This window comes from Bacillus sp. ATD (assembly GCF_050585765.1).
Classification (GTDB): domain Bacteria; phylum Bacillota; class Bacilli; order Bacillales; family Bacillaceae; genus Bacillus; species Bacillus stercoris.
On the sequence record NZ_JBOBQH010000006.1, the window covers coordinates 25,813 to 46,864 of the forward strand.

Consider the following 21,052-nt stretch of genomic DNA (forward strand, 5'->3'; position numbering starts at 1 on the left):
CACTCATCTATTTTGAAACAGAATCGGCGGATATTTATCTATCGCCTCCAACAGCTCTTCACCAAAAACAGTGATTGTACATTTCCACGGGTCTCCCAAAAGTCCCCAAGAGAAGTCCTGATGAAAAAAGAAATAATAGTCTCCATTTGGAAATACGGGAACAGGCCATTCGCCAAATTCATCCTTAGGCATTGCCTGATGAGGACTAAAGGTATATCCGTCATGCTGCCAATCTAGTGCGTACATTACATCTTTCTTTCCAGTACATAATTGAAATGCTTTTAAAATAGAAGTCTCTAAATCACTCAGCACTCCACTCACATCATTATGACCAGCTTTACTGCTCATCGCGCTTGAGATATCAAACACTCGATATGGATCAGGCGGAATGATGTGATGACATCTGCTTCCGGGTTTCCATTTTATGAGCTTGTTCACTTCTGACCAGATGCGGTCTTGTTTTGTCTGACTTAAGGCGCGCCAATTCATCATGATCTCATCCCTACACCTTATTGGATATCCTGTTTATAAACACCTGAAGAGGCCACTGCGTAAACAGCGTTGCTTGTTAGTTTTAGCTGTTGAACGTCTATGGCTTCACCGTTAGAATCACAGCATGTTATCTCTTCCATCTCTTGACTCACATCGGCAGAAATCAAATAAAGAGACGACTCAAGCTCTTCACTGGAACAATTGAACGTCCCAACCAAAAAACCTTCTTCGGATATCGCGAGCTGATCAAACGCTTCTGAGTCCGGCTCTTTATCCGACAGAATCCACACTCGTCTCACGACCGTTTCATCAAATGCGGCAATGACTGCATCTCCGTAATACAGCATATAAATCAAGCCGTTTTTTTCTGCAAGTCCATAACAATCATCTACAGCCGGCGCATCCATTTCTTCGAGCTTTCTATCAATATGTATTTCCTTCTGCTGACCATCTAACGTAAAACACCACACACTATGGCCGTTGGGATTCTCATCATGGTAAATCCCTTCATCACATAAACCGACCCAAAGCTGTTGTTTCTCATCCAAAAGACAGCAGGAAACCCCTGAAGGCAAGTGAAAAGTACTTTTCACCCTTCCCTCTTCTGAAAAAACCTTTACCTTCGGCTCATACGATTCGTAATAAACGAAGACATAGCCATCTGCACATTGTTGAAAGAGCTGAATATCGCTGTATGCAATCTGCTCTTTCACTTTAAAATCCCGAACGTCACCGGAAGGATCATAGATTGAAATGGTGATATCTCCTTTCTCACCTTTTCCAATGTAGACACACCCCTGTGGATCGGCATGGAAAAAACAATCTTGGGTGTTCGTGTTGATGATTTTATTCATTTTTAATTTTTTCATTGGTTATGCTCCCGATTTTACAAAGATTTATCATTTAACAGAAATAGATTATGATGATGGTCAATTCCTACACACTTATCTTTATATACAGCTACTTGGGAAAAACATAGATCTTCTCCAGTATTTTCATTCAACATCTTATGTTCTACAAAGCTTTGCATATCATCTGTCTTGGCTGCTTTTTTTATATGGTATGTGTCATCCTGAATGAACAGGTAAAGATACAAACCGTTTTGGATACAGGAATGAAACTCTATTTCAGCCTTATATTGCTCTAACGTTCCTCCCGATAATTTCAGTTTTTGGAAATAGTTTTCTCCCATCGAACTGTAATGCAAATAGATGGCATCTTCACTTACAAAAGTAGAATAATATTGGTCAATCACATACGAACTAACATCATTGGAGTCCAATTCATATTTTCCATTTTTCAAAGTGAATTTATTAATTCCTTTTGAGCTTATTTCCTGATCAACGCATGAAAATATGCCTGTTTCATCATACCCGACCCATAGACACTTATTCTGGTCTATCATCATTGAATTTATATATCGCCCCGCATAAAAAGATTGATAGAATCCTTTGAGCGGACTCCACACATATATGTTAGGTTCAACGTTACTTATTCCATCCTCGTACTCTTTATCAATTAAAAACAAAAATGAATCATCAACTTTTTGTATATTTATAACTTGCTTTTTGGTTTGTACGCTATAGCTGTTTAAAAATCGACCATCAGTGTTTGAATAAATAGAAAGATGATTGATGAAGTATCCATGATCATTACGTTCCTGCTGGGTCAACACAATGAATTCTGAATCATTCATTGATAATAAAATTTTGCCTTTCTCTGTTACTGTGTGTAATCCTTTAAAAAATAAATCAGACATATATGCCACCTTTCAAAAAGCTATCTACAAAATTTAGTAAATATCCCCTTTTGTAAGTCGACTATTTTGAAAAAGAAACTCCTTTCCGAGTGCCTCTGAATATGGAGAAAGAAGATTATCTCTTTTAATAGTTTTCTAATTCATCCTCGATGTCAGAGAGAACTTGAGAAATTGGTATCGAAACTGAATCTATATTATTAAAAAAAATGGATATACCAACTTTATCTTTAAGCATACCGGGAAGCCAGTTCTCTACAAAATCCTCTAAACTTATTGACTCTGGATATGTACTCTTCCATTTCTCACTTGAACATTGTTTTGCATGCCCTTCAGTCGGCCAAAAATGAAGTTGTATTGTTCCATTATCGTCTTCAGATGTAACCCACCCTTTATCATTACTTAATGACCAGACTTCTTCATAGTCAACAATTTTCTTAATAAAATAACGATATCTTTTATCAGGATCTAACTTTAATGTCATCTCAAGTTCTTTTTCATTCATTTTTTACTCTTCCTTGTAAGCAGTGTAAGAGGGACATCAGCTAGTCCTTGACCCTATCTAATGCCCCTCTGGATATAACATCAGATTATTACGGTTAGGGAAGTTTTGAAGGTTTTTTTACATCTTCTAGGTTTGTTTTTAAAGCATCTGCAAAGCATTCTAGCTTCTCTTTATTACAGGTAATCTCAAACAATTTAGAATTAAACTTACTGTCATCTTCACGTATAATTTTAATCTTAAAGCTGTAATATCCGTTTTCTTTATTAATATTGAGAATTAAAAGTGGATCAATGGTTTCTAAATTTATCATATCTTGATTTCCCATTATCAACGTTTCAATTCCAGATATCAGCAATTTATATTCACTCTCTAATAAAACAGCGGAAAAATCGCGAATGATCGCTTTTTTATTTTCCAACAACTCAAATATGGATAAAATAAATGGATCATCATCCATCTCTTGATACCTTCTCGGTGTTAGTTCAAGTTCAAGACAATCGTCTTTAATTTTGGCCATGCTGCCTCCTTGTTTTAAGGTATGCATAAAACGATTGATCATCAAAGCGAACTGTTTCAGCTTCTATAGCAATCAGCATTCTGTTCATGTCAATAAGAAAGTTAGCATTTGATTGATACTCCGGAATTATAGAATTTGATAGATTCCCGATCCCTTCTGGGTGATAACTCATCTCAAATACTTGCCAATTGTATTCTTCCGGATCTATTTTTTCCAATCTCATGTCGCCAATATCTGCACTATAATAAGCGGATGCCACATTTTGAAATAATATTTTATGAGTATATTCAGCTTCACTTTCAAAAACCTTTATATTAAGTGAGAGCTCTTTTTTAAACACATTAAAATCTAAATAAAGGACACTGCACCCCTCATCTATGTAATCAACCCATTCATTAATTGTTTTGTACATTGTCATCTCCTGCCTCTTTTTTAATCAATAACACCTTACCATCAACCACAAATTATTCAGTATATTGTTTGATCCAATCATTTAAATCATCAGTTGAATGCAAATAAGTTTCAGGAGAATCTTTCAAATCAATCCCGCTTAGAAGGATTAACATACTCCAGACTCTATCATCTTCTACTTCGGGGTCATCCGCATGAACATAAGTTCCAGCCCAATCCGACACTTCTTCTCTTGTTGTTTGTCCATTTAAGACACTTTTGATTTTTTTTATGCATTCTATTAGCTTTGGCTCGCTCAATTTGATCACCACGTATTCAAGTACTAAATGATTTGTTATTAGTATGCAAAGCACCGTACTGTTATTTAGGTATTGAATATTTTCCCATAAACGATCCCGAATGGTGTTTCCTCCCAGGAAACTAATCTACCAATATACAACCTCACAGCCATATTCCGTGTGCAATATACATAATCCAAACTGACCCTTAGGCTCAACCAAAATAAAACTATGATTGAGAAGCCCTTTGTCGAACCCAATACATTCAAATATGCCGTCAAGGTGCTCGAGACATTTTCCAAAAGAAGAAATTAACGCACCAATTTCGCTGCAGTATTGATGAAACAGCAGAACGTCCCGGTCATCATAAGCAACATATGACTGAGATATTTTCCAGATCAACTGTTTCGCTTCCGTTTTTTCGAGGGCATCAACCTCACGGGTGTTGGCTGGTATTGAATTTGATAAAACCAGCTCAAGCAATTGCTTGCTTTGCGACAGATCAGCAAAACGATAAGTGAAGCCTCTTTCTGCACAAGGGACTAATTTTTTTTTGATTTCGCTCATCAACATATGTCTTTTATTCTCGGCGAGTTTTTCGATTAATCTTTTTTGCATGAGCTGCATTCCCTCCGCCGTCAATTTCTCAAGTTCTTTTAAATTGATTCATCATTCTCTTGTTTTCGTTGTCGTCCATGTTTAGATTTGTTCTAAAAAAGCTTGTATCGCTTATTGATACAAGCCTTATCTTCAACTATTTAAAACTCACCCAGCGGATTTTCCCAAAAACGCTCCCACAGTTTTGGAAACCTATCAGGCAAATCTTCTTCTTCCCAATCCAATTCAATACCGTCCGATTCGGCAAGCCCCTTTTGCTCAAGCGCATCTAAAAGCTCGTCGTGTACTTCATCATCCCATTCATCGTCGCCAGTCTTTATATATGTCAACGCTTCGATTGCCATTGACAGCAAGTCTTCATTTTGCGGATAGCCTTCCTCGTCAAGCGTTTCCTCCGTGATGTGTGCTGCCAAATACTCGTGATCATCCAGCACTTTTTCAAATGTCTCTTTACCCTGGGCAATCAGCCATCCGCGGAAATAATCAAATGTATCGTCCGAACAACCGTCCATTAAGATGTATGCTGCCGCCCATAGTGAGGACAGGTAGCTTTTGTCCATGAATGTCTGAAGCATAAATTCAAAATCAACGATCTCATTGATTTCTTTTTTCAATAATGTATCACGCAGCCACTCATTAGGGTCTTCCTGGCTGCCAGCTTGGTCAATAAGCTGCCAAAACGATGTTTCATTCATTTGCTTTTCCCCCTCTGATATCCCTCTTATAGATCCCCGAGTCTGATATTGCATAAATAGCATTACTTGTTAGTTTCAACTGTTGTATCGAGAACTCCCGCCCGTCTTGATCACAGCATTTCACCTCTTGTATCGGTAGACTGACATCAGCCGGAATGAGGGACAGTGAATGTTCATCTTTGCATATCCAAAACCCGTCATCCGAAATTGCAAGCTGGTCATATACTCCAGAATAATCTTTATCAGAAACAATCCACACTCGTTTCACGTCCGTCTCATCAAAGGCAACAATGACTGTATAAGAGTAATACAGCATGTATATCAGTCCATCTTTTTCTGCAAGTGCATAGCAGTCATCTACCACGGGCGCATATATTTCTGAAAGCTGTTGATCAATATGAGTTTCCTTTAGTTGTCCGTCTAAAGTGAAGCACAGCAAGCTTTGTCCACTGGGGTTTTCGTCATCATAAATACCTTCATCACTTAAGCCGGCCCATAGGTTTTGTTTCTCATCCAAAAGACAACAGGAAACCCCTGAAGGCAAGTGAAAAGCACTTTTCACTCTTCCTCCTTCTGAAAAAACCTTTACCTTCGGCTTATACGATTCGTAATAAACGAAGACATAGCCATCTGTACATTGTTGAAAGAGCAGAATATCACTGTATGAAATCTGCTCTTTCACTCTAAAATCCCGAACATCACCGGAAGGATCATAGATTGAAATGGTGATATCTCCTTTCACACCTTTTCCAATGTAGACACGCCCCTGTGCATCGGCATGGAAATAACAATCTTGGGTGTCCGTGTTGATGATTGTATTCATTTTTAATTTTTTCATTGGTTATGCTCCTAGGTTAGAAATGGTGAGATAAGTCTTCTTACTCGTTTATTGACCTCTTTAAGTTTTACCCATAAATCGTATAGTCTTTTACAGTTGAGTTCTGACCCCATTGGTGGAATGCTGATTGCTCCTCCATATGAGCTTTGGATGAAAGAAACCCATAAGAAGTCACGAGCTTTATACAATATTTATTGACGTTTCCCCAAATTCATTCGATATCGTAATCCTCCCATTCTTTCCAATGGTTATTAGAAACTCCTACATTAACTGGACCTATTCCGCTTTCAAGGTATTGAGCAAATGATTGAAATGAAATTAATTCACTTGGATCTGTTAAATAATCAGGATATTCCCAGTTCTCTGTTTCGTATACACCTTCATCATCACCTTTTAAACCTAGTTCACTCTTAAGTTTTTTTGGTTTAATCCAGAGTGCTTCTCTAAAAGTGGCATCCTCAAACAAATTTCTAAAATAAGTTTTCCATGCCTTTTCTTTGGTCTTCTTTTGGAACTCATTTCTTTGGTGGACATTTACGCAGTAAAGGGACTCTGCAATTTTTATTTTCACCGCTTCGCTTAATTGATTAAAGTTACTTTCACTATATGTTACTTTCTCATCTTCTTTGGTCTTTAAAACGATGTCATTAATTATGATCAATTTGTAGTTCTCTGAAAAACAGTTACTATAAGCATGAACAGACAGAAAGGGTCCTTCATTATCTATTTGGAAGCATTGGATTGCCAGTAACCAGTGTTCTTTATTTAATCGTACTAAGGTACATTTACTTCCAATATAATTAGATTCGCGCCATTCAAAAAGAGGTCGATTTAACTCACTGAATTCGTCATCTAATAGACTAAGAATTTCTGTTTTTTTAATCAATGTTTATTCTCCTTTTTTACTGTTTTTATCTTTATATTTGCAAACTAAATAATGATTTCGACCTTTTCAGGAAAATATATCCTTTTTATATCGTGTATGATCATCATATGATAAAATATTATGGATACACAGCCATAGGCTGTATATCCGTATCATCTTTAATAATACTGAACAGAATCTGAATATATCCATGTCGACCAATCTGTGTTACCTTCATCATGGTTCTGGATACATGCAGCATCTTTACGGCAAATTGCTTGAGCAATAGATTGAAAGAAAGGAGAAAGGCTAGGAAAATCCCTTTCCGTTTCAGGATGCATCCAAGATTCAGTTGAATACAGTTGGTCATACTCACAGGAGAAGCCTGCCAATTGTAGTTGTTCTTGTTTTGTCAACCAGAGTGCGTCGAGGAATAAACGATTTTTAATCATTTGCCTTAAACATGTAATCCATTCATTCTCTGATGTAATCTTTGCTAGTATTTCTTGCTCAATGAAAAATTTAAATGTTCTCCCTCTAAGGAACACATTAATTTGTTTCCTTGTAAAACCTGGTTCTACATCTTCCAACTCTAGTTGATCTCCTATTTTATCTACAAAACAAAGCGGTTCATCCACTAAATAATTTGCTGCTTTATTTATTAACTGGTTTCCAAACGCATAAAAATCAATGGCTGGACCCAATTTTGACAATCCAAACAGCTGGATCGTTAAAAGCCAGTTGTCTCCATCAACAAATACCGAAAGCTTTCCTTTGGCAAAATCAAAATTCGAATTACAAATAAAAGGGAACTCTTCCTTTCTGAATGAATCGTTAAGTAATGCTAAAATCGCTTCTTTTTTTCCCATTTTCCTCACCTCCGTTGATGTCTTTTTCTCAAGATAGAACTTGTATATCCTCCCTGTTTTCGCGAACAAGTTTGACAGTGAGGATATAGCCTTTGACGCTGGCCTTTCTTCCTTAATTTTGATACTGGTTGGTGATCCGCAATCCAATTTCCACTTTTAGTTCCAGGATGCCTTCTACCACAAGTGTGACAGCCATATTTATTCCCAATCTTGTTTAATACTCTTCCTTCCTTTTTATTCAACCTGCTACTTGTACTTCTTTCAGGAATTGACCTTTTGGCATATTTACCTGGTTTTAAATACTTCTTAGCTCCCTTCGCAACACCTAAAACCTTCTTGGCGCCTTTCAGCACTTTTCCAGGGCCAAAGTTAGAAGCAGCTGCCCAAGCAGCACCTTTCCACCCTTTACCTGATTTATATGCCTTGTACCCATCATAGGCTGCAAACCCGGCATTTACCACAAGCCATACCCAATGCCCGTCCGGATCAACATTCATCACCTGGTTATTATTTCCATAAGCATACCCATTCTGATCCAATGAGTCTCCGTCGCTGCCCGGGTCTGGGTCAAGTGAGAGGAACACGCCGTTTCTTGGCTCGTAGTAGCGGGCCATGAGATAGTACAGGCCGGTTTCTTCGTCGTATTGGTAGCCTGCGTAGCGGTAGCGGTTGTCTTTCACTTCGTCGCTTGCTTCTGTTTTTGTTGGATTTCCCCATGCGTCGTACTGATATTTGGCAACGGTTTTTCCAGTGCTGTCTGAGATCGCAATGACGTCACCTTGTGCGTTGTAGTGATAGAAATATTTCTTGCCATTTTGCGTGAATGCTAGCAGTTGTCCACTATCACCGTATGTGTATGCTTTTGTGAAAGTATACACATTCAGACTGTCGCTGTAAAAATAAATTGTGTCTTTCCCGAATTAATTAAAACAGCTGTCAAATATACTTGACAGCTGTTTTTGTTTATTATTTTAGTTTAAAGATTCACCCTCCTGTTATAAGCTTATTAATCAAAATCCTAATTTTTTCATGAAATTCTAAGCATTCACTTAATTCTTGATATTTTAAAATATCACTTTTATAATTCCTAAAATGAGGATAATGTTCATAGAACGTTTTTTTTAACATTTCTCTTTGATATCTAGGAATTTTTTTATCTTCAATTATATAATTTAAACTTCCAGTTATTAAGGCAAAAAATTCATAAAATTCATCTAAAGAAGTATTTGTTTCTTCTTCAAAATCATACATATCATTTGGAAACGGACCATGTAATAATACATAATATTTTTTGAACTCATCTAATGTTTTTTGATCAATATTATATCTTTTAAAAAATTTCATCCATATTCAGGCCCTTCTATATTGTAGAAATTAAAATTAACGCTTTTTCTTTTTCTTCCATTTATTATTCACAAATGTAACTACCTTTCCACTTCTTGTGTAATAACCAGTTCTTTTTCCATTCTTAATCCTGTAACCTTTTTTTCCAGTAGCTAGTATTACTTTTTCGCGTAAATGCTTATTAGATCTATAAAATGCTCTAGCAACTTTTGTATATCTCTTTTTACTGTAAGATTTACCATTTCTCACAATATGTTTATTATGATGATAGTCCAATGACTTTCTTTTAGTTTTAAATGTTCCTTTATACCAATGTCTTGAGGTGGCCCATTTTCCGATTTTTTTTGTTAATTTTAACTTTCCACCACCTACAAATCCTGATGCGGCTGCAACCGCTACGCCTTTCCACCCTTTACCTGATTTATATGCCTTGTACCCATCATAGGCTGCAAACCCGGCATTTACCACAAGCCATACCCAATGCCCATCCGGGTCAACATTCATTACAGGGTTATTATTTCCATAAGCATACCCATTCTGATCCAATGAATCCCCATCACTGCCCGGGTCTGGGTCGAGCGATAGGAACACGCCGTTTCTTGGCTCGTAGTAGCGGGCCATGAGATAGTACAGGCCGGTTTCTTCGTCGTATTGGTAGCCTGCGTAGCGGTAGCGGTTGTCTTTTACTTCGTCGCTTGCTTCGGTTTTTGTTGGATTTCCCCATGCGTCGTACTGATATTTGGCAACGGTTTTTCCAGTGCTGTCTGAGATCGCGATGACGTCGCCGTGTGCGTTGTAGTGATAGAAATATTTCTTGCCATTTTCCGTGTAGGATAACAGCTGGCCGCTGTCTCCGTACGTGTATGATTTTGTGACGTTGTTGTCCGCGTCTGTTTCATACAAGACGTTCAAGCTATCTCCGTCGTAGAAGTAGTTCGTGACTTTTCCGTTGACGGTTTTTTGGATTCTGTTTCCTTTTTCATCATACTTATATGTTGCGAATGGCTTGTCTTCGCCTTTTTTGGTAACGGCGGTCAGGTTATCTTCTGCATCCCACGTATATGTGAATTTGCCGTCGGATGTGCGATTGCCGTTTTTATCGTAAGAGATGCTTTCATCATTGACTTTTGTCAGCTGGTTCATGATGTTGAAGGAAGCGTTCACCGTTTTGCTTGAGCCGTCTTTTACAGTTGTAACGGTTTTCCGGTTCCCGAATCCATCATATGTGTATTCAATGACAGTACCGTCTTCATGGGTTTCTTTGACAAGCTGATTCAGCTTCCCATACTCATATTGCACCTTGCCGCTTGCTGAGCTGTTTATCGTTGTGCGATTGCCGTTGGCATCATATTCATAGCTTTCCGTCAGAATGCTTCCGCCGTTTTTGTCACCGATATGCAGCGAGCTTACAAGGTTTCTTTCGTCATATGAAAAACTTGTTCCACCGCCGTTGCCCGTAATAAAGGTTTGGACGTTGCCATTTTCATCATAATCAAATGAATAGGAAGATGTACTGTCTTTCATCTCAATCATTTGATCCAGCTTGTTATACGTAAATTGATTCGTTCCTTTTTGATCCCCATGGCTCCACGAGAAGGTTTTCAGCTTATCGGAGTCACTAGGGTATGTCCAAGTTTGGCTGCCGCCGCGGTCTGTCAGTTCGGTTAAACGGTTTTTGTTGTCAAATGTCCGTTTCTTTGTGGTGCTCTGCTCTTTATTGACGACCGACGTTTCATTTCCATTTTTGTCATACGTGAAATTGTACTTTTCTGTACCGTTATACGATTTTGATTTCACCCGGTCTGTTCCATCATAAGAAAGAGACACTTCGTTGCCATTTGGAGAAATGGTTTTGGTCAGGTTGCTGTTGGCATCATATTCGCTTGCTAGCACATTGCCCAGAGGGTCAGTTGTTTTGACAAGCTTGCCCATCACATCATATTCGTATTTATAGGTTTGATCTGCTCCCGCTCGGATGGTTTTGCTTATCTCATTGCCTTCCTTATCATAGCTGTGAAGGATAGACGTACCGTTGGAGAGCGTCATGTTTGTCAGTTGGTCTGCCTGATCATACGTATAGGTTGTTTTTTCACCTTTTGCATCCGTTTCAGACGTTTTCTTACCAGTTTCATCGTAATCAGTTGAAGTAGAGTATCCTAGTTCATCTTCTTCCTTGGTCACATAGTTACCATTACTGTCATACGTGCTTTTTGTCAGAAGGCTTCCTTCAATCAAACGGATATCATCAAACCACGCGGTTCCTGTTGCGCTCTTTTGGAACAGTATGCTGATATCGACTTTATTGATCGGCTTTGTTTTTGGTATAACAACAGCTGAGCGGTTCCATTCCTGTGTTCCAGAAGGGAATTTCGCATTGTATACGCCTGTGCTGCCGTCCGAGTAAGTGACATTAGCCTGCAGAGAATAGTCTTTTTCATCTGTGAACTTGACACTGCTTGCTTTCGACATGCCTGTCAGTGTGAGATAAACCGGTTTGTCATTTGCGCTTTGCCCTAAGACAACGGTTTGTTTTGTTACTGATCCGGCTTGGGACGCACTGGTCCGGGCAGCTTTTAATGATACATCATCATTAAAGCCTTCTTCAGAATCAACGGATGCTCCGCTTACATTCCAGCTTTCCGTTGCAGCTGTGAAACTGCTGTTTTGAACTGGGTTATAGCTTGACGATACTTCGCCTTTTTCCAGCTGGACTTCATCAAACCATGCTTTTCCTTTGCCATCTTTATCTTTATGATCGACTTCCATATATACAACAGCTTTTCCTGCATTTGCTGGAGTCGTAAAAGTGATTTGCCGTTTTGTCCAGTCATTTTTTCCGGCTAATGCACTGTATTCATTGTGAATCCATTGAATTCGTTTTTGATCTTTGTCTCGCAAATCAATGTTAAAGTAGGCTCTTGTTTTCGCTAGATCTGTTTTGATTTTCCCGCTTAATGTATAGGTTGTATTCGGCTCCAGTTCAACTGTTTGTGTCGCTGACGAAAACCCGTGATCGGTTCCTGCAGACGTTGATTGGCTCAAGACTTCCAATGCCTTTGATCCGGAAAGAACTCCGCTTTTATCGGCGATGACTGAAATTTTGCCGCTGTCTTTAGAGGCAGTCAGATTCCAGCCGGATTTTTGTGCTTCAAAGCTTCCATCTTTCAAAATATTAGTTGAAGCTGATAAATCTTTGCTGGATTGAATCTGATTTCCGTATTTATCATAAACGGCTGCTGACGATGATTTTCCGCTCTGATCGGTTTCGGATACAGCATCCAGTCCATCATAAGCAATATCCGTGACATTGCCCTCGGTATCCTTCATTTTTGTGACATCGTTGTTTTTGTTATATTCGTATGTCTCAGTTCCATATGCGTCTTTAACCGACGTAACGTTGCCATCTTTGTCATATTGATAGCTTTCTGTTGCTTTTCCTGTGCCGACGTCGTTTGGATCTACATCTTCTACGACATTATTGCCTTCATATTTTGTATTCGTTGTAATTTTTAGCCCTTCCGCATCATCAATGACCTGAATCGGATTTCCCGCTTCATTATAGCCATACTGTACCTTCCGGCCATTTGGCTGTGTCATGAGAAGTGTCTTTTTATCAGCATCATAGCTGTAGACATATGTTTCTTTTTTAGCGTTGATCGCTTTTTCGAGACGGTGTCCGCTATACTGATATTCGGTAAAGACAGGCTTTGCTTCGGTACTGTTGGCTGAATACTGTTTGACAAGGCGCCCTTCGCTATCGTAGTCATAGCTTGTGACAGTCCCGTCTGTATCTGTAACCTTCTTCAGCAAATCATTCTCATATGAGTAGGTGACTTTCTTATTCTTAGGTCCTGTGATGGACGTCACATGGCCGTTTTCATCATAGGTAAATGTAAGCTTGCGGCCTGAAGCATCTGTAATGGCCATCAGTTGATTTTTGTCGTTGTAAGTGTAGACGGTCGCATTGTTGTGGCCATCCACTACCTTTTGAAGCTTACCGCCTTTTTTATTGAAATAAGCGTTGGTTTGATCCTTTGTTTTTAATATGAACTGATCAGTTGTTTCTGTTAATTCAAGATATACACCGGTCGGTGGCTGATACGTGCCATCGGCTTTTTTCGTGAATCGATGTGTCGTAGCGTCTTCATCGATATACATTGCCCCGCCATCCGTTGAGATGACAGATGTTTCTGCATCAGCATACCAGCCTTGCCCAAATAAATGATCAGAGCTGTCAAGACTGTTGTAGGTTCTCGATAAGCCAAGTCCCGGACCACGTCCGTCAATTGACAAATCTTCTTCATTCACAATGACATTGCCTGTCGCACCATTTAACTGGCCGCTTGGGATATCAATGATAGACCAGTATTCTTCTGTCCCAAGGAATTCTGCTCCTTCATGGAACGTTGGGTTAAAGGGCGCCGTTGGAATCGTTTCACCATTCGCATCATAAGCGACAAGCGCGAAAGAATAATTCTTCTTCCCTTTGTAATTCCCATTTGCATTGTTATAGACAGGTGATGGATCGAGGGCTAATTCCCCGCCTTTTCCATCGGTATGCAGCTTATAGCTTCCGGCTTTGATTTCCTCAGAAGTCGGCCATATGTTTTTATTTTGGGTTGTCCAATGATCCGCGTCACCCACATCAAAGGACTGATATTCCTTACCGTTGTAAATGTTAACTTTATAGCCTTTCGCATTTTGAACCTTTTCCCATATCAAATTTACATAGCCCGTTTGACTCGATTTTGTATTTGTATACAAATAGCCAGTTAAATTCTTTGGCTTAGCGATATCAGGAAGTGCCGGGTTAGCAGCCGGTGATGCAATCGCTTCGCCATCTTTGTTGTATGCGATAATTTTAAACGAGTAATTTCTTTTGGCTCCATCTCCCCCGGCGTTTTTATAAGTTGGGCCGGGATTGATCGGGAGCTCTGCACCATTGCCGTCTTTCAGATGAAGAGCATATTTCCCAGCCTTAATTTCAGCACTTGTCGGCCAAATCTTTTTCCCTTTGGTGGTCCAGGACGTCTGATTTCCCAGATCAAGTGTCTCAAAGCCTTTCCCATTGAACACCTGAACCTTATAGCCGGTTGCACCAGATACAGCTTTCCAAGAAAGATCAAAATATCCTGTGGCATTCCCATTATTGTAGCCCTTTGCTGAAGGTGCTTGTGCTTTTCCTACATTAGGGATAACGGGCTTTGCCGGTGCGGACATCGCTCCTTCACCTTGGTCAAATATCGCACTGACGCCAATCCAATAGTTTTTGCTTGTAGCATAGCTTCCGCCGGAATTCTTATAGACCGGGGATGGATCTAATGCCAATTCAGCTCCATCCTTGCCGTCCAGATGCAGTTTATATCTCTTGGAGGCAATTTCTGCGCTCGTAGGCCAGATTTTTTTCCCTTTTGTGCTCCACGACGTGACGTTGCCTGCAGAAATCGCTTGATATTCCTTACCATTATAGATCCATACCTTATATCCTTTTGCGCCTTCAACCTTTTTCCAACTGATATCGAAATAACCTGTGGAATCGCCGTTGTGATAAGCTTTAATTGTAGGGGTGTTTCCCTTTGGTATGGTATACGTCACTTCAATATACGGTTTATTGGCGGAGTTCGCTGAAGAAATTAGTTTTTTCCAATATTCCTTGCCGTTTCCGTTTGTATGAAGCTTAAATCCATAGTTGGCCCCGCCAGAGTTCCACGACTTTACAGCAGCAGTCACGTCATAACTCGCCCATTGTCCTTTATGGACGTCGGCTTTTCCGATATTTTTAGATGCCGGTTTGGTGTTCCATGTCACTTTTGCATTATCATAATTGCTGTTTACCGAATCCAGCCAAAGACCGGTTGCCTTTGTTCCATAATAGGAATGGGCTACGTATGTTTTTAATGTAGCTTTAGTGACAGTCATATTTTGAATTGGCTTTAGGTTGTTAAATTTCATGAACGCATAGTTTGTGCCTGTTGTTTTGTCATAATAGCCCGTTTTCAGTACATAGGCCTTTAAATTAGCATCCCATTTTTGTGAGGAGGCCGAATAGTTCGTCGTCGGGTAGGCACTCATGACAAACGTGTCCGATGAAACAGATAAAGAAGTTGACGGGTCAATAGAAACTGGATATACGCGTTCTGGGTCTTTCAGCCAGTTCTCGTCTGCCGTAAGATGAAGCAAATACCCTTCTTCATTCTTTTCCAGCTTATAGCTGACTTTGTCTGACCGTTCAACCTCGCCGGAAAGCTCATCTAGTTTTGAATCCGTCATAAAAGGCTTAGGCACAGAAAAAACAACTTTGCCTTTTTCATCAGAAAAATCAATGGATCCATCCTCTTGCTCTTTAGCCTGCAAATTGGTTTTTAATTGAAATGTAAATGTGTTGTATCCATCATACTGATGAAGGACTAAATCTTCTTTTATGTTTTCATTGAATGTGAAAGTCTGAAGATCAATATTCGGAAAAACATCCGGATACACAATCTCATTACTGTCAGTCTTATAATCTGCTGAGGTATCTTTCGGAGTAAGTGAAGTTTTATTCGGGCCTTTCGCTTCTGCAAGTGAATATGTAACCTTATGGTCATTATGCTCAAAAGTCGCATAAAGCCCGTTCTTCATTTGCTTTTGAAAATCTGAATTCAAAATAGCGTTCTCTGTCTCGACTTGTTTGCTTGTCGACTCTTTTAACTCAGGAGAAATGTCTTCCCAGTCAGCATCCGGTGTTTCCTTTGTATGAATAGGATCAAGGTATACTTCCTGTTTATAGACACCGTCACCTTCATAATAGAGCTTTGTATTTTCTGTTCTTTCTGAGGTGATCTCACCCTTTTTGTTTATATCTTTTGGATCAAAAGGTACGGCTTCCTCAGTTTGTTCTTTCCGAGAAGTTTCTTCTGGATCATCGGCAACAATACGATTTCCATTCTCTTCTTCTGTGGTTTTTGCCAGTACATCTGCTGGCAGTAATGAAATCATTAAAGCCAACACTAAAAATGCTGCTATGAACCTTTTACAGTTTCGCCTCTTTCTTTTTTTCATTTTCTCTCTCCTTCTGTAATAAAAGTAATATTTACTCAATAATCTTAACTAGACTGAAATATTATTACAATATTTTTCTAGAAAATTTATCTTATTTTAAGGATTAGCGAGAGTCTATTGACCTAAAATAAAAAAAGGCCGCATAGGCCTTTTTACATTTTTTCATTATTGGATTTGTTCAATATCCGTACCTTCAGCTGCCACATTCTCCTTCCCCTTCCTCCTGACAAGCGTCAAGGCCATGCCTGCAAAGATCAGCACGATGCCGAGCGTTTGATAGAGGTCAGGGCGGAAACCTGTGAAGACTGTATCGAGCACGATCGCGACAGCGGGGTCGAGAAATACAATGATTGAAATAAATTTCGTTGATAAAAATCGCAAGCTGTCAAAAAACAACAAATACACAATACCCGTATGAATAATACCGGTAGATACCACCATAATCCAGTTTCCCTGAGAAAGGTCAGCAAAAGCGCCGAAGTGAATAAACGGAATCAGAATGATAACCCCTAAACCCGTTTGCAGGAAGGTGGTCGTGTAAGGGCTGAGGTTTTGAATGCCTTTTCCCAATAAAGTGGTGAACGCATAAAACAGGGCGGCGAGAACTGCCCAAATGATCCCTGATCCCATCAGCTGCGTCAATGAAGTACTGCCGTTAATCCCGGAAATCAGCGCAGTTCCCAGAAAACAGATGATAATGGAGCTGACGGAGATGACATGTAATCTCTCTCTGTAGATGATGCTTCCCAGGAGAAGAACAAGCACCGGTGCTAGGTGATAAACGGAGATAGCAATTGTAACGGACGTTTCTTCAAAAGACTTAAATAAGAACACCCAGTTGAATACAAGAAAGAAACCGCACGCCAATGTTTGCAGCACGTCTCTCTTTCTCCATTTTTCAGTTTTATATTGGCCGGACGCCAGCCAGCAAAAGCTTAAAAATAGCGTCGCGCAAAGGCAGCGGACAAAGACCAATTCAAATGACGGCAGATTGGTATGCTCTGAGAAAAAGCCGATGGAGCCGAAAATCACCATAGAGATGACCATTTTGATTACGGCTGTTGATTTTTGTTTTGGTGTGATTGAGAGATCTTGCTGCATCAAGCGTATTCTACCTCCAGTTATGTATAGGGAAAAGCACCCCAACTGCAAGGTGCTTTTCCCTTTTTTTATAGTTTCTTGCCGGCCGTCCAGCCGCCGTCTATGACAAAGTTTGAACCTGTAATAAAGTGCGCCTCATCAGAAGCCAAATACTTCATACAGGAAACAATATCACTCGGCTGCCCCCACGTATGAAGGGCATGGTTATCCTTGATCAGCTGAACCATTTCATCGTCTTGAAAATACTCTTCCGTTAATTCTGTTTGGATCACGCCCGGTGAAATGCTATTCACCCTGATCCCCTTTGATCCGAATTCCATAGCGAGCTGCTTCGTTAGTCCGATGACCGCGTGCTTGGAAGACACATAGGCAGCACGCGCAGGCTCTGCCATCAGACCGGACACAGAGGCGATGTTGATTATACAGCCTCGTTTTCCCAGCTTTGACCACAGCCCTGCCGCGTCTCGGGAAAGAATAAAAGCTGCCGTGAGATTAATGTCTATGACCTTTTTGAATGATTCTGCCGATAATTCAAGAACAGGGGTGATTTCCCTTATCCCTGCTGCATTGATCAAAATATCAGGGATCAGTCGGCTTTGTTCAAGTTTTGGCATCAAAGATTCCGCCTGCTGGACATCAGACAAGTCTGCTTTTTCCATGTGAAACTCACTGTTTACTATAAATTCTGACATTTTATTCGTTTGAATATCCACTCCAACGACTCGAAAGCCTTCTGTTAGAAATTGCTTTACTGCCGCAAAGCCGATTCCGCTATTTGCCCCAGTGATCATTATATTCTTTTTCTTCATCATTTTACATTCTGCCTTTTTTCATTTTGGTAATTTGTAATAATCTGAATATTATCATTTGACAATATATTACAAATAATTTAGCATTGCACTACATCCTCTATTTTCCACATTTTCTATCATACAGGAAATTACTAAAAAAATCATCTACTTTTTAAGGAGAGATTCATATGGTTCAAGTTTCAAACGTACAAAAAGAGTTGAGATCCGATATTTCTAAATATGCTTCTTTTTTAAAGGAAAACGGCTATTCGTATATTCCAGCAGATTTCTACCGGCAAAAAAATACAGACGCCGCAGTCCGCGAATTACAGCTTACATATGACGCTTTGAAAGCTGATCCTAAAGGAGGCGGCCGTTACAGAGCGCATTCCCGCTACATTTTGGCTCCTCACTCCGACACTCTTGAATTAGATCCGGATAATGGATATTTCCAATCAAAAGAATATAATTATGATGACGGCGGTATCGTCAGACAATTTGAAAAAATATCAGATGAGTTTCTCCAGCATCCTGTAATGCGGCAAATGATACATTCAAATGTAGAAATGGCCCGCCAAACCGATTTTGTAGATTGGGAGAAAGAAGTGATCGTCGGGCTCCACCAAGTCAGATATCAAGTGACACCTGACGCGCCTTCATACAGCTCACCCATTTGGCTGCATCGTGACGACGAACCGCTTGTTTTCGTCCATCTATTTCAGCTGAGCGAGGATGCTATCGGAGGAGATAACTTAATTGCTCCGTCTGTTAAGCAAATTGATAAAGTGCTGCGGCTGACAGACCCGCTTGAAACACTTGCTCTCGGGCAAAAGGTCTTTCATGCGGTTACACCGGTCGGCACTGCCAATAGAGATGGTGCGCATCGAGATATATTATTAGTTACATTTTCTAATAAATAAAAAAAGCGCCCAAGGGGCGCTTTTTCAATAAATCTATCGAACAATCAAAACCGGGCAGGTTGATAATTGAGACACTTTATGGCTGACGCTTCCAAGCATCATTTCTTTCAGGCCGCTGATCCCCCGGCTGCCAACGATGATCAGACTGACGCCTTTATCTTTTGCATGATTTAGTATTTCATGTGCCGGCTCGCCATTCGCGTAAATGATTTCAGATTGAACGCCGTTTTCGGCTGCTTTTTCTTTTGCGTTCTCTAGGATTTTCAGGCCTTCTTTTTTAACTTCGTTCCTGATTTCATCAATAAAGTGTTCAGGCACATAGACAATTCCCGTCAGAGAAGAAGTCGTGACGACGGCTTCTCTCCCCACATGAAGAATGCTTAGTTCCGCTTGCTGCTCTTTGGCCAAATGCACTGCGGCATCAAGCGCTTTTTCACTCATATCTGATCCGTCAATCGCAACTAACATTTTGTTAAACATGCTCTTCCCGCCTTTCGGACTGTGGGTGGTTCATCTTTCTCTTTTATTGTCCGCCTGCTTTTCGTTATTGTCAATTGAAGCGCATGAGTTTTCAAAAAATTATCAGAGACTCTCTCCGTTTGTAGCGATGACCTGCTGATACCAGTTGAAGCTTTTTTTCTTGATGCGGTTTAATGTTCCGTTTCCTTCATTGTCCCGGTCCACATAAATGAAGCCGTAGCGTTTTTTCATTTCCGCAGTAGATGCACTGACAAGGTCAATTGGCCCCCATGATGTGTATCCGATTAATTCAACGCCGTCCGCAATGGCTTCGCGCACTTCAATTAAATGATCACGCAGATAGTTGATTCTGTAATCGTCCTGAATTGTGCCGTCATCCTCAACTTTGTCTACAGCGCCAAGGCCGTTTTCAACAATGAACAGTGGCTTCTGATAGCGGTCGTATAATGTGTTGAGCGTAATGCGCAAGCCTTTTGGGTCAATTTGCCAGCCCCATTCTGATGATTTCAGGTAAGGGTTTTTGACTCCGCCCAGCAGGTTGCCGCCTGATTTTGCAAGCTCTTCCGGATCAGTGCTCGCCGCCATCGACATGTAGTAGCTGAATCCAATGTAATCTACCGTATGTTCTTTCAAGAGCTCTTCATCGCCTTCAGCCATTTCAATTTCGATATTGTTTTCTGCCAGATAGCGTTTCATATATCCCGGGTACGCGCCTCTTGCCTGAACATCTGAGAAGAATAGTGTTTTGCGCTCATTCTCCATTGCCGCGAAGACATCTTCCGGCTTAGAGGTCATCGGATAGGTTGTCGTTGCCGCTATCATACAGCCGATTTTCGAATCAGGGATGATCTCGTGACCCGCTTTGACAGCGAGAGCACTGGCGACAAATTGGTGGTGTGCCGCCTGGTACATCGCGTTTCGTTTGTTTTCTCCTTCTTCAAAGACAAGGCCGCCTCCGGTAAACGGCGCATGGAGCACCACGTTAATTTCATTGAACGTCATCCAATACTTCACTTTGTGTTGATAGCGTTTGAAAACCGTTTTGGCATAGCGTTCATAAAACTCTATGACTTTGCGATTCTTCCAGCCGCCATACTTCTTCACTAAACCGAGCGGCATTTCATAATGAGAGATGGTTACAACAGGCTCAATATGATGCTTTAACAGCTCATCAAACAGATCATCATAAAATCTAAGACCTTCTTCATTGGGCTCCTCTTCATCGCCATTCGGAAAAATTCTCGTCCACGCAATTGATGTACGGAACGCTTTAAAACCCATTTCCGCAAACAAAGCGATATCCTCTTTATAACGATGATAAAAGTCAATCCCGTTGTGATACAGATTCAAGGAAGTCATTGATTCATCAAATGGAGACATGATGCCGTTCGGCGATACGTCAGCTGTCGAAAGCCCCTTACCGCCCTCGTTATAAGCACCCTCCACTTGGTTGGCAGCAACCGCGCCGCCCCATAAAAATCCTTCTGGAAATCGTTTTGCATTTGAACTCATATTGATCACCCCATCAGTT

18 protein-coding genes and 3 pseudogenes are annotated in these 21,052 nt (G+C 40.3%); 1 reads left to right on the forward strand and 20 read right to left on the reverse strand.

Going from position 1 to position 21,052, the window contains the following annotated elements:
* Window positions 1-3: 3 nt before the first annotated feature.
* The 18 genes and pseudogenes from ACQXR1_RS14445 to ACQXR1_RS14530 form a co-directional block, all read right to left on the reverse strand.
* The gene (locus ACQXR1_RS14445) at window positions 4-492 is read right to left on the reverse strand and encodes a DUF2716 domain-containing protein (RefSeq protein ID WP_134974898.1); all 489 of its coding nucleotides are present in this window, start codon (window positions 490-492) and stop codon (window positions 4-6) included.
* A gap of 17 nt (window positions 493-509) precedes the next feature.
* On the reverse strand, window positions 510-962 hold the full coding sequence (locus tag ACQXR1_RS14450) for a hypothetical protein (RefSeq protein WP_430772444.1): 453 nt from the start codon (window positions 960-962) through the stop codon (window positions 510-512).
* A gap of 72 nt (window positions 963-1,034) precedes the next feature.
* Window positions 1,035-1,361 (reverse strand): annotated as a pseudogene (locus ACQXR1_RS14455) (DNA-binding protein); the annotation flags it as partial.
* 17 nt (window positions 1,362-1,378) lie between these two features.
* Window positions 1,379-2,251, reverse strand: coding sequence for a hypothetical protein (locus tag ACQXR1_RS14460; protein ID WP_168781504.1), 873 nt, complete (start codon window positions 2,249-2,251; stop codon window positions 1,379-1,381).
* Between the two features lie 124 nt (window positions 2,252-2,375).
* Window positions 2,376-2,753: a DUF2750 domain-containing protein gene (locus ACQXR1_RS14465; RefSeq protein ID WP_168781503.1), complete on the reverse strand. Its 378-nt coding sequence runs from the start codon at window positions 2,751-2,753 to the stop codon at window positions 2,376-2,378.
* Window positions 2,754-2,847: 94 nt separating this feature from the next.
* Complete coding sequence (locus ACQXR1_RS14470; protein WP_430772377.1) at window positions 2,848-3,270, reverse strand: WapI family immunity protein; 423 nt, start codon at window positions 3,268-3,270, stop codon at window positions 2,848-2,850.
* Window positions 3,257-3,688, reverse strand: a complete 432-nt coding sequence (locus ACQXR1_RS14475) for a YxiG family protein (RefSeq protein WP_430772378.1) — start codon at window positions 3,686-3,688, stop codon at window positions 3,257-3,259. Before ACQXR1_RS14475 ends, ACQXR1_RS14470 begins: the two co-directional genes overlap by 14 nt.
* 46 nt (window positions 3,689-3,734) lie before the next feature.
* Window positions 3,735-4,097 carry a hypothetical protein gene (locus tag ACQXR1_RS14480; protein WP_430772445.1) on the reverse strand — a complete coding sequence of 121 codons (363 nt, stop codon included), beginning with the start codon at window positions 4,095-4,097 and terminating at the stop codon, window positions 3,735-3,737.
* 9 nt (window positions 4,098-4,106) lie between these two features.
* Window positions 4,107-4,577 carry a YxiF family protein gene (locus tag ACQXR1_RS14485; RefSeq protein WP_430772379.1) on the reverse strand — a complete coding sequence of 157 codons (471 nt, stop codon included), beginning with the start codon at window positions 4,575-4,577 and terminating at the stop codon, window positions 4,107-4,109.
* Window positions 4,578-4,717: 140 nt separating this feature from the next.
* Window positions 4,718-5,272 carry a DUF4240 domain-containing protein gene (locus ACQXR1_RS14490; RefSeq protein ID WP_430772380.1) on the reverse strand — a complete coding sequence of 185 codons (555 nt, stop codon included), beginning with the start codon at window positions 5,270-5,272 and terminating at the stop codon, window positions 4,718-4,720.
* Between the two features lie 511 nt (window positions 5,273-5,783).
* Window positions 5,784-6,110, reverse strand: a pseudogene (locus tag ACQXR1_RS14495) (DNA-binding protein); the annotation flags it as partial.
* Window positions 6,111-6,321: 211 nt separating this feature from the next.
* A complete protein-coding gene (locus ACQXR1_RS14500; RefSeq protein WP_430772381.1) occupies window positions 6,322-6,996 on the reverse strand; it encodes a DUF7003 family protein in 675 nt (224 codons plus the stop codon).
* A gap of 158 nt (window positions 6,997-7,154) precedes the next feature.
* Complete coding sequence (locus ACQXR1_RS14505; protein WP_163117022.1) at window positions 7,155-7,844, reverse strand: DUF7003 family protein; 690 nt, start codon at window positions 7,842-7,844, stop codon at window positions 7,155-7,157.
* Between the two features lie 5 nt (window positions 7,845-7,849).
* Window positions 7,850-8,761, reverse strand: a pseudogene (locus ACQXR1_RS14510) (RHS repeat-associated core domain-containing protein); the annotation flags it as partial.
* Window positions 8,762-8,828: 67 nt separating this feature from the next.
* A complete protein-coding gene (locus ACQXR1_RS14515; RefSeq protein ID WP_014481370.1) occupies window positions 8,829-9,188 on the reverse strand; it encodes an immunity protein WapI in 360 nt (119 codons plus the stop codon).
* 36 nt (window positions 9,189-9,224) lie between these two features.
* Window positions 9,225-16,229: a tRNA nuclease WapA gene (wapA, locus tag ACQXR1_RS14520; protein ID WP_430772382.1), complete on the reverse strand. Its 7,005-nt coding sequence runs from the start codon at window positions 16,227-16,229 to the stop codon at window positions 9,225-9,227.
* Between the two features lie 165 nt (window positions 16,230-16,394).
* Window positions 16,395-17,330, reverse strand: coding sequence for a DMT family transporter (locus tag ACQXR1_RS14525; RefSeq protein WP_071581985.1), 936 nt, complete (start codon window positions 17,328-17,330; stop codon window positions 16,395-16,397).
* Between the two features lie 68 nt (window positions 17,331-17,398).
* Entirely contained in the window at window positions 17,399-18,142 is a 744-nt protein-coding gene (locus ACQXR1_RS14530) for an SDR family NAD(P)-dependent oxidoreductase (RefSeq protein ID WP_071581931.1), read from the reverse strand.
* Between the two features lie 167 nt (window positions 18,143-18,309).
* On the opposite strand from ACQXR1_RS14530, the gene ACQXR1_RS14535 reads away from it, so the two are divergent.
* A complete protein-coding gene (locus tag ACQXR1_RS14535) occupies window positions 18,310-19,041 on the forward strand; it encodes a 2OG-Fe dioxygenase family protein (RefSeq protein ID WP_430772383.1) in 732 nt (243 codons plus the stop codon).
* Between the two features lie 33 nt (window positions 19,042-19,074).
* On the opposite strand, the gene ACQXR1_RS14540 is transcribed toward ACQXR1_RS14535, so the two are convergent.
* Together ACQXR1_RS14540 and bglH are read right to left on the reverse strand one after the other, a co-directional pair.
* Entirely contained in the window at window positions 19,075-19,521 is a 447-nt protein-coding gene (locus ACQXR1_RS14540) for a universal stress protein (protein WP_069150618.1), read from the reverse strand.
* 102 nt (window positions 19,522-19,623) lie between these two features.
* Complete coding sequence (gene bglH, locus ACQXR1_RS14545) at window positions 19,624-21,033, reverse strand: aryl-phospho-beta-d-glucosidase (protein WP_071584067.1); 1,410 nt, start codon at window positions 21,031-21,033, stop codon at window positions 19,624-19,626.
* Between the last annotated feature and the right edge of the window lie 19 nt (window positions 21,034-21,052).

Coding starts and splice junctions, on each gene's coding strand:
- ACQXR1_RS14445 (WP_134974898.1), bottom strand. CDS start 492: ATGATGAATTGGCGCGCCTTAAGTCAGACAAAACAAGACCGCATCTGG.
- ACQXR1_RS14460 (WP_168781504.1), bottom strand. CDS start 2,251: ATGTCTGATTTATTTTTTAAAGGATTACACACAGTAACAGAGAAAGGC.
- ACQXR1_RS14465 (WP_168781503.1), bottom strand. CDS start 2,753: ATGAATGAAAAAGAACTTGAGATGACATTAAAGTTAGATCCTGATAAA.
- ACQXR1_RS14470 (WP_430772377.1), bottom strand. CDS start 3,270: ATGGCCAAAATTAAAGACGATTGTCTTGAACTTGAACTAACACCGAGA.
- ACQXR1_RS14475 (WP_430772378.1), bottom strand. CDS start 3,688: ATGACAATGTACAAAACAATTAATGAATGGGTTGATTACATAGATGAG.
- ACQXR1_RS14485 (WP_430772379.1), bottom strand. CDS start 4,577: ATGCAAAAAAGATTAATCGAAAAACTCGCCGAGAATAAAAGACATATG.
- ACQXR1_RS14490 (WP_430772380.1), bottom strand. CDS start 5,272: ATGAATGAAACATCGTTTTGGCAGCTTATTGACCAAGCTGGCAGCCAG.
- ACQXR1_RS14505 (WP_163117022.1), bottom strand. CDS start 7,844: ATGGGAAAAAAAGAAGCGATTTTAGCATTACTTAACGATTCATTCAGA.
- ACQXR1_RS14515 (WP_014481370.1), bottom strand. CDS start 9,188: ATGAAATTTTTTAAAAGATATAATATTGATCAAAAAACATTAGATGAG.
- wapA (WP_430772382.1), bottom strand. CDS start 16,229: ATGAAAAAAAGAAAGAGGCGAAACTGTAAAAGGTTCATAGCAGCATTT.
- ACQXR1_RS14525 (WP_071581985.1), bottom strand. CDS start 17,330: ATGCAGCAAGATCTCTCAATCACACCAAAACAAAAATCAACAGCCGTA.
- ACQXR1_RS14530 (WP_071581931.1), bottom strand. CDS start 18,142: ATGATGAAGAAAAAGAATATAATGATCACTGGGGCAAATAGCGGAATC.
- ACQXR1_RS14535 (WP_430772383.1), top strand. CDS start 18,310: ATGGTTCAAGTTTCAAACGTACAAAAAGAGTTGAGATCCGATATTTCT.
- ACQXR1_RS14540 (WP_069150618.1), bottom strand. CDS start 19,521: ATGTTTAACAAAATGTTAGTTGCGATTGACGGATCAGATATGAGTGAA.
- bglH (WP_071584067.1), bottom strand. CDS start 21,033: ATGAGTTCAAATGCAAAACGATTTCCAGAAGGATTTTTATGGGGCGGC.